Genomic DNA, 17600 nt, shown 5'->3' on the forward strand with positions numbered 1-17600 from the left:
AAAAATTAATTATTTTTTTTGCTCCGAAATAGCCGCAAGCAGCATTCAAGGTCTAAATGTGCGCGACAAGGATTAAAGTAATTTAATTTTTGTCGTCCGAGTTAAATAATTTAATGATCAAGTAAAATGACTCAAACTGACAAACTCTTTGTACAAATCAACGGTGATAGCGTACTGTACCCTCTTTCCTCCTACGCTACGGAAGATAGAAACGGTCAGTTCAATATTACAAACAATCAAACCCAATTAGAACTCAAAGGTAACACTTGGAAAAAACTCGACTTTGGCGTTAACTACACTATTACCACAGATACGATCCTAGAATTTGACTTCCAAAGCACCATCGAGGGAGAAATTCACGGACTTGGGTTTGATAATGATAATGTACTGAGCACGAGTTGGCTATTCAAACTCAGTGGAACCCAGAATGTGGGATTGAGAGACTTTGATAACTACGTCACGGGTTCCGGTTGGCAGACTTACCAGATTCCAGTGGGAAATTTCTTTACAGGTGACTTTCAGTACTTCGTCCTTAGCAACGACCATGATGTAACATCACCTACTGGTAATGGTCAATTCCGTAATTTGAGAATTTATGAAAATGTAGCAGTACTAGACATTGCCCCTCTTGACGCAGTGCAAGCAGAAGGTAACACAGGCACAACCCCCTTCACCTTCACCGTCACCCGTAGCGGCGACACCACAGTTACAAGTACCGTCAACTGGGCGGTGACAGGTACGGGTGACAACCCTGCTACTGCTGATGACTTTGATTTGGGAGTATTCCCACGGGGTACTCTCACCTTTGAACCATGGGATACCACTAACTACCGAGAAATTACAGTCTACGTCAATGGTGACATTAGTTATGAAGCTGATGAAGGATTCAGCGTGACCTTATCTGATGCTGTGGATGCCATCATCAACACAGACACCGCAGAGGGAATTATTCTCAATGATGATGTGCCACCTACCCTAGACATTGCCCCTCTTGACGCAGTGCAAGCAGAAGGCAATGAAGGACTCACCCCCTTTACCTTCACCGTCACCCGTAGCGGCGACACCACAGTTACAAGTACCGTCAACTGGGCGGTGACCCTTTCCGGTACGGCTGATGCTGCTGACTTTAGCCTCACTCCCGCCACTAACAACAGCCAAAGCGAGACAACCACACCATCAAGGCCTTATGCACCAAACAGCCAAAGGGAGACAACCACGCCATCATCGCCTTATGCACCCAATCGACTGATAGTTAAATTCAACCCAGAAGTTACCAGCACCCAAGTTGACGAAATTAAAAATAGCCTGGGAGTAGTCAAGACACAAAACATCAGACTCACCGGGGCACAAATTTGGGAACTATCAGGGATAACCTCCGTAGAAACAGCCCTAGCCACCTATGGTAGTAGTCCGGTATTTGAATACATCGAGCCTGATTATAGGGTCACCATCGCCGCCACCATTCCCAACGACCCCAGCTTTAACTCACTATGGGGACTACATAACACAGGACAAACAGGGGGTACCCCAGATGCAGACATCGACGCCCCAGAAGCCTGGGACATTCAAACTGGTGACCCGAACTTAGTAATTGGTGTAATTGACACCGGAGTAGATTATACCCACCCGGACTTAGTGGGCAACATTTGGACAAACACCGGGGAAATTGCTGGCAATGGTATAGATGATGACGGTAACGGCTACATAGACGACATCAGGGGTTGGGACTTTGCCTATAACGACAACAACCCCATGGATGTACAAGGACATGGAACTCATGTATCTGGAACCATTGCGGGTAAAGGTAATAACGCGGTGGGAGTCACAGGAGTTGCTTGGAACGCCAAGATTATGCCCTTGAAGTTCCTAGACGACACGGGTTCTGGTTGGACTTCTGATGCAATTTTGGCAGTGGAGTATGCCACAGCCCAGGGGGTAAAACTGACAAACAACTCCTGGGGAGGTGGCGGTTACAGCCAAGGACTATACGATGCCATTGCAGCCGCTGGGGACGCAGGGTCATTATTCATTGCAGCGGCGGGAAATAGTTCTAATAATAACGACACTAGCCCCAGCTATCCGGCAAGCTACAATTTAGACAATATCATCTCCGTTGCTTCCACCACGCACACAGATGCTCTATCATGGTTCTCCAACTATGGGCTGACCACAGTAGATTTAGGTGCGCCGGGTTCAAGTATTTACAGCACAGTTCCCGGAAATGGTTACGCTACCTCTTCTGGAACTTCCATGGCATCTCCCCACGTTGCGGGAGCCGCAGCACTACTATGGTCAGAAAATCCCACCTGGACAGCCCAGCAGGTGAAAGACGTGTTACTGCAGACAGTAGACCCCATTGCCTCCCTAAATGGGATTACGGTATCAGGGGGGCGACTGAATGTTTATAATGCCTTGCTGGCAACCACCACAACACTACCATCAGGTACAGTTGAGTTTGCCCCAGGGGAAACCACTAAGGAAATTACAGTCTATGTGAGTGGTGACACTGATTTGGAAGGTGATGAAGGATTCAGCGTGACCTTATCTGATGCTACTGATGCCATCATCAACACAGACACTGCAGAGGGAACCATTATCAATGATGATTTAGATGTACCACCACCTACCCTAGACATTGCCCCTCTTAACGCAGTGCAAGCAGAAGGCGACACCGGCACAACCCCCTTCACCTTCACCGTCACCCGTAGCGGCGACACCACAGGTACAAGTAGCGTCAACTGGGCGGTGACCCTTTCCGGTACGGCTGATGCTGCTGACTTTAGCCTTATTCCGGCATTTATCAATACTGCTGATCGACTGATAGTCAAGTTAAACCCACAATCCACCACCACCCAAATCGATGAAATTAAAAATAGCCTGGGAGTAGTCAAGACAGAAATCATTAATCTCCCAGAGGTAGAAATATGGCAACTACCAGAAACAACCCCCATAGAAACAGCCCTAGCTACCTACGGAAATAGCCGGGTATTTGAGTACATCGAGTCTGTGAGTGAGGTCAACTGGGAAATTATCGGCTCAGGTATAAATCCTGCTGGTGTTGATTTCAGCCCCACATCCAGTCCAACAATCACTCCTACCACCAATGCCAGCATCATCAATGCCATAGATACAGGATGGTATGATAGCACGGGATGGCACGATGAGTTTAATACAAACTATATTGTAGGTGAAACTTATGATGCGGACGGATACTTCCGTAACTGGATAGCCTTTGACCTACCGACCTTTACAACTCCAGTGACGGCTGCCCAATTACAAATCCAAACCTACGTCTACGATTCAAATGATTCAAGTGAGACCTATGAGTTAAGAGATGTTACCACCCCGGTAAGTACCCTCAGAGCAGGTGGTTACGGCTTAACTAGTATCTACAACGACCTAGGTGATGGCACAGTTTATGGTTCCAGGGATTTCTCCGCAGGAGATAGTTATACAACAGTCACAATCGACTTGAATTCAAGTTTAGTCAATGCCCTCAATGCCAAGAGTGGTCAACAATTTGCCCTGGGAGGACAAATAACAACCTTGGATGGTATTGATAACACTGAGTTCATTTTTGGCTTTAGCGGTGTAAATCCCGGTGGTGATGTACAACTGCTTTTGACTTATGGAAATCCATTACCATCAGGTACAGTTGAGTTTGCCCCAGGGGAAAGCACTAAGGAAATTACAGTCTATGTGAGTGGTGACACTGATTTTGAAGGTGATGAAGGATTCAGCGTGACCTTATCTGATGCTACGGACGCCATCATCAACACGGACACTGCAGAGGGAACCATTATCAATGATGATTTAGATGTACCACCACCTACCCTAGACATTGCCCCTCTTGACGCAGTGCAAGCAGAAGGCAATGAAGGACTCACCCCCTTCACCTTCACCGTTACCCGTAGCGGGGACACCACAGGTACAAGTAGCGTCAACTGGGCGGTGACCCTTTCCGGTACGGCTGATGCTGCTGACTTTAGCCTCACTCCGGCCATTAACAACAGCCAAAGGGAGACAACCACACCATCAAGGCCTTATTATGCACCAAATCAACTGATAGTCAAGTTAAACCCAGAATCCACCATTGCCCAAGTTGATGAAATTAAAAATAGCCTGGGAGTAGTCAAGACAGAAAACATCAGACTCACCGGGGCAGAAATTTGGCAACTACCAGAAACAACATCCGTAGAAACAGCCCTAGCCACCTACGGTAGGAGTGCGGTATTTGAATACATCGAGCCTAATGGGAAGGTGACGCTTGACCCTGTAACCAGTCCCAGCCCAACAACAGATTATGCACCAAATCGACTGATAGTTAAATTCAACCGACAAGTTACCAGCACCCAAGCCAATGAAATTAAAAATAGCCTGGGAGTAGTCAAGACACAAAACATCAGACTCACCGGGGCACAAATTTGGGAACTATCAGGGACAACCTCCGTAGAAACAGCCCTAGCCACCTATGGTAGTAGTCCGGTATTTGAATACATTGAGCCTGATTATATTGTCACCACCGCCGCCACCATTCCCAACGACCCCGGCTTTAACCTCCTGTGGGGACTACATAACACAGGACAAACAGGGGGCACCCCAGATGTAGACATCGACGCCCCAGAAGCCTGGGACATTCAAACTGGTAACCCCGACTTAGTAATTGGTGTAATTGACACCGGAGTAGATTATACCCACCCGGACTTAGTGGGGAACATTTGGACAAACACCGGAGAAATTGCTGGCAATGGTATAGATGATGACGGGAACGGCTACATAGACGACATCAGGGGTTGGGACTTTGCCTATAACGACAACAACCCCATGGATGTACACGGACATGGAACTCATGTATCTGGAACCATTGCGGGTAAAGGTAATAACGCGGGGGGAGTCACAGGAGTTGCTTGGAACGCCAAGATTATGCCCTTAAAGTTCCTAGACGACACGGGTTCTGGTTGGACATCTGATGCAATTTTGGCAGTGGACTATGCCACAGCCCAGGGGGTAAAACTGACAAACAACTCCTGGGGAGGTGGCGGTTACAGCCAAGGACTATACGATGCCATTGCAGCCGCCGGGGACGCAGGGTCATTATTCATTGCAGCGGCGGGAAATGAGTCTAATAATAACGACACTAGCCCCAGCTATCCGGCAAGCTACAATTTAGACAATATCATCTCCGTTGCTTCCACCACGCACACAGATGCTCTATCATGGTTCTCCAACTATGGGCTGACCACAGTAGATTTAGGTGCGCCGGGTTCAAGTATTTACAGCACAGTTCCCGGAAATGGTTACGCTAGCTATTCTGGAACTTCCATGGCATCTCCCCACGTTGCGGGAGCCGCAGCACTACTATGGTCAGAAAATCCCACCTGGACAGCCGAGCAGGTGAAAGACGTGTTACTGCAGACAGTAGACCCCACTGAGACTCTAAATGGGATTACGGTATCTGGGGGGCGACTGAATGTTTATAATGCCTTGCTGGCAACCACCACAACACTACCATCAGGTACAGTTGAGTTTGCCCCAGGGGAAACCACTAAGGAAATTACAGTCTATGTGAGTGGTGACACTGATTTTGAAGGTGATGAAGGATTCAGCGTGACCTTATCTGATGCTACGGACGCCATCATCAACACGGACACTGCAGAGGGAACCATTCTTAATGATGATCAGATCGCACAAAAAATTACATCTAGCAGCAATATATCTGCTGCTCCTGGTGGAACTGTAACAATTCCTCTGTACTACGATACCACCACTGGTGATAACAGCCTACCTGGTATTAGTCTGCGCCTACACTACAATTCCAGCGAGCTAACTTTTAACAATGCCAGTGACCTGTTCCTAACAAACCTGTTTGGTGATGTCAAGGATTTACCAGACAATGGAAACTTTGACAACGACCTGACTACTGATCGTTTCGTACAACTGCAATACAACGACTTTACAGGCGACTGGCCGAATCAGCCTTTACCCTTAAAGTTAGCTGATTTGAAGTTTGCTACCACCGATAGTTTTACTGGCACCCAAGTTAACTTCAGTTCCAGTAATACAGCCGCTGGTTACGCTCTGGCAGCAAACTCTATTACAGTGAGTCAAGGATGGAATCTGGACATTGACGGTAATGGCGAGATAAAAGCATTGTCTGATGGTGTCATCCTCATGCGTCACCTGTTCGGTTCGTTTATTGGCAATGATTTAATTGACGGAGCCATTGATCCTAATGCTACCCGCGACCTGGTAGCAATTCAGGCCTACTTACAGGAAGGGGTCAACCAAGGACACCTTGATATTGATGGCAATGGTTCAGTAGGAGCCTATTCTGACGGTATCATGGCAGTGCGTTATATGTTTGGTACTTTCCCAGGAGACGCATTAATTCATGAAGCCCTTTCTCCTGATGCTACCCGCGACTTGGCGCAGATACAAAACCACTTAGAGCAGTTAACTACTCTGGTGTAGTAAGTAAGTTGATTTCCTCAATAGTGATGGGCTATGCCCATCACTGTTATATAGTTGCGTGCCGCGCGGTAATTAAATGATTGAATCCCAGTAACAAATCTGAATTGGGGGAAATACTTAACCAGGGATAAATTATAGCTTTTCCCATGCTCGTGAGGTACATTTTTTTTAGTTTGAGGGAACAGGGAACAGGGAATTGGTGTGTACTTCATGAGCCTGAAAAAGGCTTTATTAATGGAAAAGTTATGTGATCGTAAACTCCATAGGCGTTGACTGAAACTATTCTATTATCTACTTTTCCTACACTTCCTAAATATTGTCTAGCTACATAATCTGTCTTTTTCCCTTTCTTCCTATCTCCTGTTTCATCTATTACTATAGATGACATACTTACCTCAATATTATAACTGAGTTATTGGTATTAAAAAAGTATATTGTAGAAATAAAAGTTGAATTAATTCTGGTGTTTCTTGTAACATAAAGTCTAAGCGGGTTGAATATGTGAATTTTCACACCGCGGACACTATTCATTTTATCTAGTACCGATTGACTTTATGGTGACCTTTGTAGGGAATTACGATACCCCTGGCAGTGCTATTGGTGTGCAAGTGGTGGGAAGCTACGCCTATGTGGCTGATGATCATTTGGGATTGCAAATTATCGATATCAGCAACCCAGCCAACCCCACCCGCACCGGGGGTTACTATACCCCTGGCAATGCTACGGTTGTAGAAGTGGTGGGGAACTACGCCTATGTGGCTCATGGTCATTTCGGATTGCAAATTATCGATATCAGCAACCCAGCCAACCCCACCCGCACCGGGGTTTACGATACCACTGGCTGGGCTTATGGTGTAGAGGTTGTAGGGAACTACGCCTATGTGGCTGATTATAGTCCAGGATTGCAAATTATCGATATCAGCAACCCAGCCAACCCCACCCGCACCGGGGGTTACGATACCCCTAGCTATGCTTGGGATGTAGAAGTGGTGGGGAACTACGCCTATGTGGGTGATTATTATGCAGGATTGCAAATTATCGATATCAGCAACCCAGCCAACCCCACCCTCACCGGGGGTTACGATACCCCTGGCATTGCTCATGGTGTGCAAGTGGTGGGGAACTACGCCTATGTGGCTGATTGGGAAGCAGGATTGCAAATTATCGATATCAGCAACCCAGCCAACCCCACCCGCACCGGGGGTTACGATACCCCTGGCAATGCTTATGGTGTAGAGGTTGTAGGGAACTACGCCTATGTGGGTGATTTTTTTTCAGGATTGCAAATTATCGATATCAGCAACCCAGCCAACCCCACCCGCACCGGGGGTTACGATACCCCTGGCAGTGCTAGGGGTGTAGAAGTAGTGGGGAACTACGCCTATGTGGCTGATGGTCAAGCAGGATTGCAAATTATCGATGTGAGTGAGTTTATTATTCCCTCAATAGGAATAGTCAGCCCCACCAACATCACAGGATTAGAAGGCAACACCGGCACAACCCCCTTCACCTTCACCGTCACCCGTAGCGGTAACACCACAGGTACAAGTACCGTCAACTGGGCTGTGACAGGTATAGGTGACAACCCTGCTACTGCTGCTGACTTTGGGGGAACACTACCATCAGGTACAGTTACCTTTACAGCAGGGGAAACCACTAAGGAAATTACAGTCTACGTGAGTGGTGACATTAGTTATGAAGCTGATGAAGGATTCAGCGTGACCTTATCTAATCCTGTGGGTGCCATCATCAACACAGATACCGCAGAGGGAACTATTCTCAATGATGATGTGCCAGCTACCCTAGACATTGCCCCTCTTAACGCAGTGCAAGGAGAAGGCAACACAGGCACAACCCCCTTCACCTTCACCGTCACCCGTAGCGGGGACACCACAGGTACAAGTACGGTCAACTGGGCTGTGACAGGTATAGGTGACAACCCTGCTACTGCTGCTGACTTTGGGGGAACACTACCATCAGGTACAGTTACCTTTACAGCAGGGGAAAGCACTAAGGAAATTATAGTCTACGTGAGTGGTGACACTGATTTGGAAGCTGATGAAGGATTCCGTGTGACCTTATCTGATGCTGTGGACGCCATCATCAACACAGATACCGCAGAGGGAACTATTCTCAATGATGATGTGCCAGCTACCCTAGACATTGCCCCTCTTAACCTAGTGCAAGGAGAAGGCAATACAGGCACAACCCCCTTCACCTTCACCGTCACCCGTAGCGGGGACACCACAGGTACAAGTACGGTCAACTGGGCGGTGACAGGTATAGGTGACAACCCTGCTACTGCTGCTGACTTTGGGGGAACACTACCATCAGGTACAGTTACCTTTACAGCAGTGGAAACCACCAAGGAAATTACAGTCTACGTGAGTGGTGACACTGATTTGGAAGCTGATGAAGGATTCAGTGTGACCTTATCTGATGCTACTGATGCCATCATCAACACAGACACTGCAGAGGGAATTATTCTCAATGATGACACTGCAATAGACAACGCACAAAAAATTACATCTAGCAGCAATATATCTGCTGCTCCTGGTGGAACTGTAACAATTCCTCTGTACTACGATACTACCACTGGTGATAACAGCCTACCTGGTATTAGTCTGCGCCTACACTACAATTCCAGCGAGCTAACTTTTAACAATGCCAGTGACCTGTTCCTAACAAACCTGTTTGGTGATGTCAAGGAATTACCAGACAATGAAAACTTTGACAACGATGTGACTACTGATCGTTTCTTACAACTGCAATACAACGACTTTACAGGCGACTGGCCCAATCAGCCCCTACCCTTAAAGTTAGCTGATTTCAAGTTTACTGCCACCGATAGTTTTACTGGCACCCAAGTTAACTTCAGTTCCAGTAATACAGCCGCTGGTTACGCTCTGGCAGCAGACTCTGTTACAGTGAGTCAAGGATGGAATCTGGACATTGACGGTAATGGCGAGATAAACGCATTGTCTGATGGTGTCATCCTCATGCGTCACCTGTTCGGTTCGTTTATTGGCAATGAGTTAATTGACGGAGCTATTGCTCCTAATGCTACCCGCGACCTGGTAGCAATTCAGGCCTACTTACAGGAAGGGGTCAACCAAGGACACCTTGATATTGATGGCAATGGTTCAGTAGGAGCCTATTCTGACGGTATCATGGCAGTGCGTTATATGTTTGGTACTTTCCCAGGAGACGCATTAATTCATGAAGCCCTTTCTCCTGATGCTACCCGCGACTTGGCGCAGATACAAAACCACTTAGAGCAGTTAACTACTCTGGTGTAGTAAGTAAGTTGATTTCCTCAATAGTGATGGGCATAGCCCATCACTGTTATATTGGATCGGCTGGGAATAGGGAGTAAAAAAATCTATGTCGCCTCTTAGCTCAGGTATACTGACAAATAGATAAAAATGCTCGGTAGGGGATAATATCATACCTCCGAGTTTTTTAATCTCTATTCTTCTTGAAGGCGACACCCGGATTTGAACCGGGGGATAAAGGTTTTGCAGACCTCTGCCTTACCACTTGGCTATGTCGCCGCTTTCATATTTGCTGATGATAACACATTCCACAAATTTACGCCATACGTCTGAGGAAATTTTTCTGGAGTTGAGGGAATTTAGTGGTTAATGGCATTTTAACACCCCAGGAGATGGTAAGGCGAGATAAAGATATATAGGGAAAGTGTGAGGAATTGATGAATTTCTGGCAAATATGCGTGACTTAAAATACAAAAAAAAATACAATTTCACTCTTAAGATGGATAAAAATTCAGAGATTTTGATAAATTCCATGTTGATTGATGGTTTTTAGTTCTATGGTGACATTAAAGATCAGTATGACCCGGGTGAGTTACTGCCAAGACAGAATCAGATATTCAGCAAATATGATAATCAGTGAAAATGAATCAAGTATCTCCCATGTCAATTGTCCAAATCACAGATATACATCTGTTTGGCTCGGAAAATCATAAAATGCTGGGAATGCCTACTATAAAGTCTTTCCAGGCTATTGTAGACAAATTACACGCATTCGGGAATGAACTTGATCTACTGCTAGTGACGGGAAATTTATCTGGGGATGGTAATCTTCAGTCTTATGACAATCTCCAAAGTCTGCTGAACCCACTACGAATACCTGTTTATTGGTTACCGGGAAATAATGACTGTGCGATCGCCATGGATAATATCTTAAATATGGGGATGATTTCCCGGCGCAAGTCTTTTAAGCGGGGTGGGTGGAATTTTATTTTACTAGATTCTTGTGTTCCCGGTTGTAGCCATGGTTATCTTTCGGGTAAAACTCTTGATCGGCTCAACCGTGAGTTGACAATATTGGGAGATCATCCCACTTTAGTGGCGCTACATCACCCCCCTTTTGCAGTCAATTCACCGTGGTTAGATCATAGCAGTTTGCAAAATCCCCAAGAATTATTTGCTGTTCTCGATCGCCATCCCCAGGTGAAGTTAGTCTTATTTGGTCACATCCATCAGGAATTTCAACGTCAACGCGGCCAAGTTCACTACCTGGGTACCCCCTCCACGGGACTACAGTTCCGCACCCAAAGCCCTACTTTAATGATTGACTCAAAATACCCGGGTTTTCGGTTGTTAAAACTCTACCCCAATGGGATGTGGGAAACTACAGTAGAAAGAGTTCCTTATTTCCAGCCATTGGAGTTAGTTGCTACAGTATCTTAATTGAACTATACTTGTGTTACCTATATTACCTCATCGGCAAAAGTTTGGCGACGGACAAAGTAAAATGGAGCCTGCGACAGAACCCCAAATATGTTCGTTGGTGTCTAAATCCCGTCCTCGGTCAAGGCTGATAAATTTGTCTTCGTCAATTTCAAATTCACTATCTAGGTAGGTTTTTTGTCCCTTACGAAAAACAATACAACCTTTACCGGGTTCTACCTTACCTTTGAAGCTCTTACCAGACCACTCTACAATCATATTACATCCTGGTAGCTTTTCTAAGCAGTCCTTAGTTAAAGTTTGTAAGCGTGGGAGGTCACGGGATGCGCCATAAAAATTTTCTTCTGATTTGACGGTGTAGTTTTCAATCTCGATGCGATCGCCAACGTTGAGCAATTTTAATACCCGCACACGGTAGGGGTCATTGAGCATATAATCATAGGCTTGTTCTACAAATAAACTCACCCCTGATAATAATTCTACAGGTAGGGGACGCATACACACGCGAATATGGGCAAAAAAGGGCGGATTTTCAAAGGCTTGTGCTTGATTACTAAAATCAGCCGCCATCCAGCGGGCTAAGGTGGTAATATCCATGGAATTAGTAATTACAGATGTTAATTTAAATTATCTAGCTTTATTTTAAGGCTTGGGATGATCACATCTGAGGTAAATTATCGATGCTCAGGCACTTGTATATTACTGTTAGTCTAGTTATCCTCTGTCAGTTTCATACTGCGGTTACCCTAGCGCAGGCTCAATTTACGCCCAATCCCCTAGAACTTACCACACCTGACCCACTGCTACCGCCTTTGAGGGATAAACAGCAGTTAACTATCCCACAACGGGAAAACTTAGAGAGGGCTTTGGATGCTTTGAATCAGGAAGCTACAGCTAAATTACAAGGGGGAGACCAACCAGGAGCTTTTGCGATTTGGAACCGAGAAATACGGTTACGCCGCTATTTGGGTGTATTCGCGGAAGTAAAAGCCTTATCCCGGTTTGGTGCGATCGCATGGGGTGAAAATGACGGGGAGCAAGTAAGATATATTACACAACGCCTGCAAACTATCCAGCAGGAAGCCCAAAAAGCCAAGGGTTTTGATTGGGAATTAATGCGATCGCTCGGTGAAGCATACCAGCAAGTGCGATCGCCTAAATTAGCTTTACAAGCCTATGAGCAAGTTTTAACAGTAGTACAACAGCAACAAGATACAGCAGCAGTATTGCAAACCCTAACCACAATTGGCGAACTCCATTTGAGTTGGTTTGATTATCCCCAAGCTGCGGCCACCTATGAGCAATTATTAAATTTAACTGCTAACCAGGGCGATCGCGCCAGGGAGTTAGTATATCTGCAACAGCTAAGTTATATATACCAGCAGCACCAACAACCCCAAGCAGCGATAGATACTCTCCAGAGAATAGTAAAAATTTACCAACAGGAAAATAACCCCACAAAAATAGCAGAATCACGATTAGCTATTGGTGTTAATTATCAATCCCTCGCCCAGAAAAATCCTAGTTTACTCAAACAAGCATTTAACAACTATCAACAAGCTTATATTATAGCCATGGAATCTCGGCATTATATTCAGGCTGGGGAAGCTTTACAAAAAATAATTTCTTTATATATTGACCAAGGACAAACAGACGCTGCTTTACAAGTCAGCCAAATTTTAATAGAAACCCAAGAGCAAGCCATGAATTATTATGGCATGATGGCGGCTTATGATCAAATGGGTCAATTGTATTTACAAACTCAGGACTATTCCCAAGCACTCATAGCCTTTGAAAAAGGATTAGAATTGGCTCAACAACTTAAACATCAAGAAACATACTTTATCCAGCAGATTGAGAAAGCCTCAAAATATAGCATTTCCCATGCTCGTGAGGTACAAAGTTGTTTAGTTTCAGGGAACACCGGAACAGGGAATAGGGAATAGGGAATATTGTTGTACTTTCTTAGTTTAGCCTATTGGTAGCGTCAATCTCCATATGCTAAAAATTTCAACATTTCTTCAATACAATTAATCATTTTGTGGAAATACTTCACCCAATATCCCCATTCACCATCCCATGAGGTAAATTAATATCATAAGTATTCCCTAGTATTCCCTGGTTACTCTGATGAAAAAAAAATTAATAGAAGTCGCCCTACCCTTAGAAACCATCAACCAAGAATCAGCCAGGGAAAAATCCATTAGACACGGACATCCTTCTACACTACATTTATGGTGGGCTAGGCGACCTTTAGCCACTTGTAGGGCGGTATTATTTGCTTCCTTAGTCGATGACCCTGCTAGTCACCCCGATAAATTCCCCACAGAAGCAGATCAAGCACAAGAAAGACAACGCCTATTTGATATCATTGGCAAAATTGCTACCGTTGACAAAAAAGGGAAACCGGAGCAGGTAGTTAAGGGTTTAGTCTCTTGGGATAGTGTGAATAACAGGGAAATTATCGAAACCGCCCAAAAAGAAATCGCCCGCTGTTTAGCTTGTAGTCGCAACGAAACACCACCCACAGACCCCGCAAAAGTACTGACATATCTACAAACCTACGCACCCCCCATTTATGACCCCTTTTGTGGCGGTGGTTCCATACCCCTAGAAGGACAACGCCTAGGTTTAGTCGCCCATGGTAGTGATATTAACCCCGTGGCGGTGCTAATTACTAAAGCCCTCATTGAAATTCCCCCCAAATTTCCCAATCAACCCCCCATCAACCCCCAAGCACAAAGAGAATTAAAAGCCGACCAATGGTACAGCGCCCAGGGGTTAGCTGCTGATGTCCGCTACTATGGCGAATGGATGCGGGAGCAAGCCTTTAAAACCATTGGCCATTTATACCCCAAAGTCACCCTACCCCAGGAGTATGGCGGTGGGGAAGCAACCGTAATTGCTTGGTTGTGGGCGCGAACCGTCAAATGTCCTAACCCCGGTTGTGGGGCGCAAATGCCTTTAGTTAAGTCTTTTCAATTATCCACCAAAAAGGGTAAGGAAGCTTGGGTAGAACCTGTAATTGATAGCAGTCACCAACCCCCCACAGTTACTTTTACAGTCAAAACCGGGGAAGGAACACCACGGGAGGGAACTGTTAACCGCAGAGGGGCGATGTGTGTTTGTTGTGACAGTCCTGTAACCTTTGACCACATCCGCCAGGAGGGGAAAGCAGGAAGAATGCAGACTCAGTTAATGGCTATTGTCGCAGAAGGTAAAAAGCAACGGTTGTATATTCCCCCCAATGATGAGCAGATCAAAGTGGCTTTGTCTGCAGAGCCACAATGGAAACCAGAGGCTGAACTTGTTGGTAAAGCTGCTGTAAGTGTTCCGCTTTATGGATGCCTACTTATGGCGACCTTTTCACCCCCCGTCAGCTTGTCGCCTTAACCACCTTCAGCGATTTAGTCACCACCGCCAGAGAACAAGTCAAACTCGATGCTTTAGCTGCGGGTATGGCTGATGATAACTTACCACTTTCCCAAGGAGGTATGGGTGCGACGGCTTACGCCGATGCTGTGGCGACTTATTTAGGGTTAGGGGTTAGTCGAAGTGCTAATACAATTTGTTCATTAGCCATTTGGTCACAAAGTAGAGACCAAAGTGTTAATGTATTTAGCCGACAAGCACTTCCTATGAATTGGGACTTCCCAGAAGTAAATCCATTTGCAGAAGCAGCAGGAGATTTTAGTGAAATTACCTTGTCAATGTCAAAAACTATTGCATCCTTGACTGCTAATAAACAAGCTACAGTATTGCAACATAATGCAGCCCAACAATTACATTTAAACTCTCCGGTTATCTCCACCGACCCCCCATACTACGATAACATCGGCTATGCAGACTTAGCAGACTTCTTTTATATCTGGCTGCGCCGTTCCATTGGCAAACTTTACCCACAAATTTGCAGCACCTTACTAGTACCCAAAACAGAAGAACTAGTCGCCACCCCCTACAGATTTGGCGGTGATAAACAAAAAGCTAAAGAATTTTTTGAAACTGGTTTAGGTCAAGCTTTTAGGAGAATGCGAGAAACCGCACATCCTGAATATCCAGTTACTATTTATTACGCCTTTAAACAGTCAGAAACAGAAACCAGTAAAAATAACGAAAGTGTCACCGCTTCCACCGGTTGGGAAACCATGCTAGAAGGTTTAATCCAATCTGGTTTTACCATTGTCGGTACTTGGCCCATGCGGACAGAGCGACCAACTGGGGTAAAAATTGCTATTAACGCCCTCGCCTCCTCCATTGTCCTTGTCTGTCGTCCCCGTCCAGAAACCGCCCCCTCGGTCACCCGTCGCCAATTTCTGCAACAACTCAAGCGGGAACTCCCAGACGCACTGGAAAAACTGCAACAAGGTAACATCGCCCCCGTAGACTTAGCCCAAGCTAGTATAGGTCCGGGTATGGGTATTTTCTCCCGTTACACCAAAGTTTTAGAAGCTGACGGTTCCGCCATAGGAGTACGTACCGCCCTACAATTCATTAATCAAATGTTGGATGAATACCTCACAGAACAGGAAGGAGAATTTGACATAGAGACCCGTTGGTCCTTAATCTGGTTTGAACAACATCAATTTAATGAAGGACTCTATGGGGAAGCGGAAACTTTATCTAAAGCTAAAAATATCAGTGTTGAAGGGTTGGTGAATGGGGGTATTCTGTCTGCTGAAGGTGGAAAGGTGCGACTATTGCGCCGCGCAGAGTTACCAGAGAATTGCAATCTCATGGGGTGTAATTGGTTGATTACCCAACACCTAATCTACACTTTGGATAAAAAAGGAGAAACCGGCGCTGGGGCGGTATTATCTGAATATAAGGGTCAGTGGGAAATCTTAAAAGATTTAACCTATCGATTATATAACATTTGTGATAAAAAAGGCTGGACACAGGAGGCGACTGCTTATAACAGCTTAGTAATTTCCTGGTCAGAAATTTGTCGCCTAGCAGCTCAAAGCCTACCAGACACTCTACAGGGAGAATTGTTTTAACTACCTTATACAGCTCCCCGACTTCTAGATAAATTATACTAGAGTATCCCAGGTAACGAAAGAAGTCGGGGAGCTAGATCATATAGATGATTTTCCAGGGGTTTTTAAACCGCAGTCTGGCGCTTGGGATACTTTTTAGAACCTTCAACTAGCTGATAAAGCTTGCTTTCAAACTTCTGTGTACAGGCAGACCAATCATATTCAATAATAGAAGGGCGAGCTTGTTGAGTCATTTCTTCTTTCAGTTGGGGGTTACCAAGAATTGTTACTACCTTATACGCAAAATCTCGTAGATTGTTGGGTTGAGCTAAAAAGCCATTCACACCGGGAAAAACTTGCTCTGAGGTGGAAGGTGTAACCACAGCTACTACGGGGGTACCAGAAGCCAAAGCTTCGTTATTTGTAGTGCAGAAATTCTCGGTTACAGAAGGGTTAACGAATACATCTGCACGAGCAAACCAACCTAAAAGTTCTGTACCATGGGACTCACCCCAGATAGTAATACCAGAGCCAAACTTTTGCGATCGCCGGCGCAATTCTTTATCCATTGGACCACTACCGACAATGACTAAATGCACATCCGGAATTTCCGCCGCAATCAGGGGGAACATATCTATAAGTTGGGTGACGTTCTTTTCTGCGGTAATGCGCCCCACAAATAATATCGTGGGTCTGTGGTCATGGGGAATGGGGTTATAAATGATATTACGCGGGTGAAATTTTTGACAGTCAATTCCTTGATAAGGAACATATTCACCCCGGATGCAATTTAGGCGCTGATACTTCTGGAGTTGTGCTTGGGAAGGAAATAAATTGACATCATAGACTTGGGTAGATTGTTTAACTAAAAGGGGGATAATCGGACGCATTAATTGGAAAAATAGATTACCCAAATAGTATTGGATGTAAGCCACAATATCGGTGTGGAAAATAGAAATAATGGGGGTGCGGGTTTTTTTAGCGTATTCCACCCCAATAGGGCGGCCATAACCTTGCAAAAATAGTGAATAAAAGCCTCGCATTTGCGGTGCTTCTTCTACTACTATAATATCGGGTTCAAATTTTTCTAATAACTTGGTATCACTCCAATGGCGATAGTGTAATGGTTGGGGTAAGGACTTATAAAAAATTAGTGGTTTTGTCGGGAAAGAATAAGCAGAAAAGTTAGGAAAATGCTCTAACTCTTCGAGTCCTGACATGGGGCGCTTACCCACATTTTTCGGGTACTGATCATTAATTTCTGGGTGGACAAGAAAGACCTCATGGCCTTGTTGTAGTAACCAGCGTACCCGTTGGTGGACTGCAACTGAAACCCCGGTCAAAAAAGGTGCATATAATCCTGTAAATAGCGCGATGCGAAGGGGTTGCTTGTTCATGATTTGAGTTAATTTTTATATTTGTGTGCCAAAAGAATCAT

General features: G+C 45.3%; 7 protein-coding genes, 1 tRNA gene and 2 pseudogenes. 6 read left to right on the plus strand and 4 right to left on the minus strand.

The window, feature by feature from the left end:
* The first annotated feature begins 126 nt into the window (after nt 1-126).
* Nucleotides 127-6471 carry a S8 family serine peptidase gene (locus AC6IZ0_RS14040; RefSeq protein ID WP_497723474.1) on the plus strand — a complete coding sequence of 2115 codons (6345 nt, stop codon included), beginning with the start codon at nt 127-129 and terminating at the stop codon, nt 6469-6471.
* Nucleotides 6472-6700: 229 nt separating this feature from the next.
* On the opposite strand, the pseudogene AC6IZ0_RS14045 reads toward AC6IZ0_RS14040, so the two are convergent.
* Nucleotides 6701-6853 (minus strand): annotated as a pseudogene (locus AC6IZ0_RS14045) (transposase); the annotation flags it as partial.
* A 172-nt stretch (nt 6854-7025) separates the two neighbouring features.
* Between AC6IZ0_RS14045 and AC6IZ0_RS14050 the strand changes: the two are divergent.
* Entirely contained in the window at nt 7026-9770 is a 2745-nt protein-coding gene (locus tag AC6IZ0_RS14050; RefSeq protein WP_497723476.1) for a Calx-beta domain-containing protein, read from the plus strand.
* Between the two features lie 183 nt (nt 9771-9953).
* On the opposite strand, the gene AC6IZ0_RS14055 is transcribed toward AC6IZ0_RS14050, so the two are convergent.
* Nucleotides 9954-10025, minus strand: a tRNA-Cys gene (locus AC6IZ0_RS14055).
* Between the two features lie 363 nt (nt 10026-10388).
* On the opposite strand from AC6IZ0_RS14055, the gene cpdA reads away from it, so the two are divergent.
* Nucleotides 10389-11186 carry a 3',5'-cyclic-AMP phosphodiesterase gene (cpdA, locus tag AC6IZ0_RS14060; protein ID WP_271730484.1) on the plus strand — a complete coding sequence of 266 codons (798 nt, stop codon included), beginning with the start codon at nt 10389-10391 and terminating at the stop codon, nt 11184-11186.
* Between the two features lie 20 nt (nt 11187-11206).
* On the opposite strand, the pseudogene AC6IZ0_RS14065 reads toward cpdA, so the two are convergent.
* Nucleotides 11207-11795: pseudogene (locus AC6IZ0_RS14065) on the minus strand (chromophore lyase CpcT/CpeT).
* Between the two features lie 71 nt (nt 11796-11866).
* On the opposite strand from AC6IZ0_RS14065, the gene AC6IZ0_RS14070 reads away from it, so the two are divergent.
* From AC6IZ0_RS14070 to AC6IZ0_RS14080, 3 genes are all read left to right on the plus strand, one after another.
* Entirely contained in the window at nt 11867-13132 is a 1266-nt protein-coding gene (locus AC6IZ0_RS14070) for a tetratricopeptide repeat protein (RefSeq protein ID WP_497723477.1), read from the plus strand.
* Between the two features lie 184 nt (nt 13133-13316).
* Nucleotides 13317-14579 carry a DUF1156 domain-containing protein gene (locus AC6IZ0_RS14075; RefSeq protein ID WP_497723479.1) on the plus strand — a complete coding sequence of 421 codons (1263 nt, stop codon included), beginning with the start codon at nt 13317-13319 and terminating at the stop codon, nt 14577-14579.
* On the plus strand, nt 14531-16183 hold the full coding sequence (locus AC6IZ0_RS14080) for a DUF1156 domain-containing protein (RefSeq protein WP_497723481.1): 1653 nt from the start codon (nt 14531-14533) through the stop codon (nt 16181-16183). Before AC6IZ0_RS14075 ends, AC6IZ0_RS14080 begins: the two co-directional genes overlap by 49 nt.
* Nucleotides 16184-16287: 104 nt before the next feature.
* Here the strand turns inward: AC6IZ0_RS14080 and AC6IZ0_RS14085 are convergent, their stop codons facing one another.
* Complete coding sequence (locus tag AC6IZ0_RS14085) at nt 16288-17559, minus strand: glycosyltransferase (RefSeq protein ID WP_497723483.1); 1272 nt, start codon at nt 17557-17559, stop codon at nt 16288-16290.
* Nucleotides 17560-17600: the final 41 nt, after the last annotated feature.

Source organism: Anabaenopsis sp. NIES-4685 (assembly GCF_059725405.1).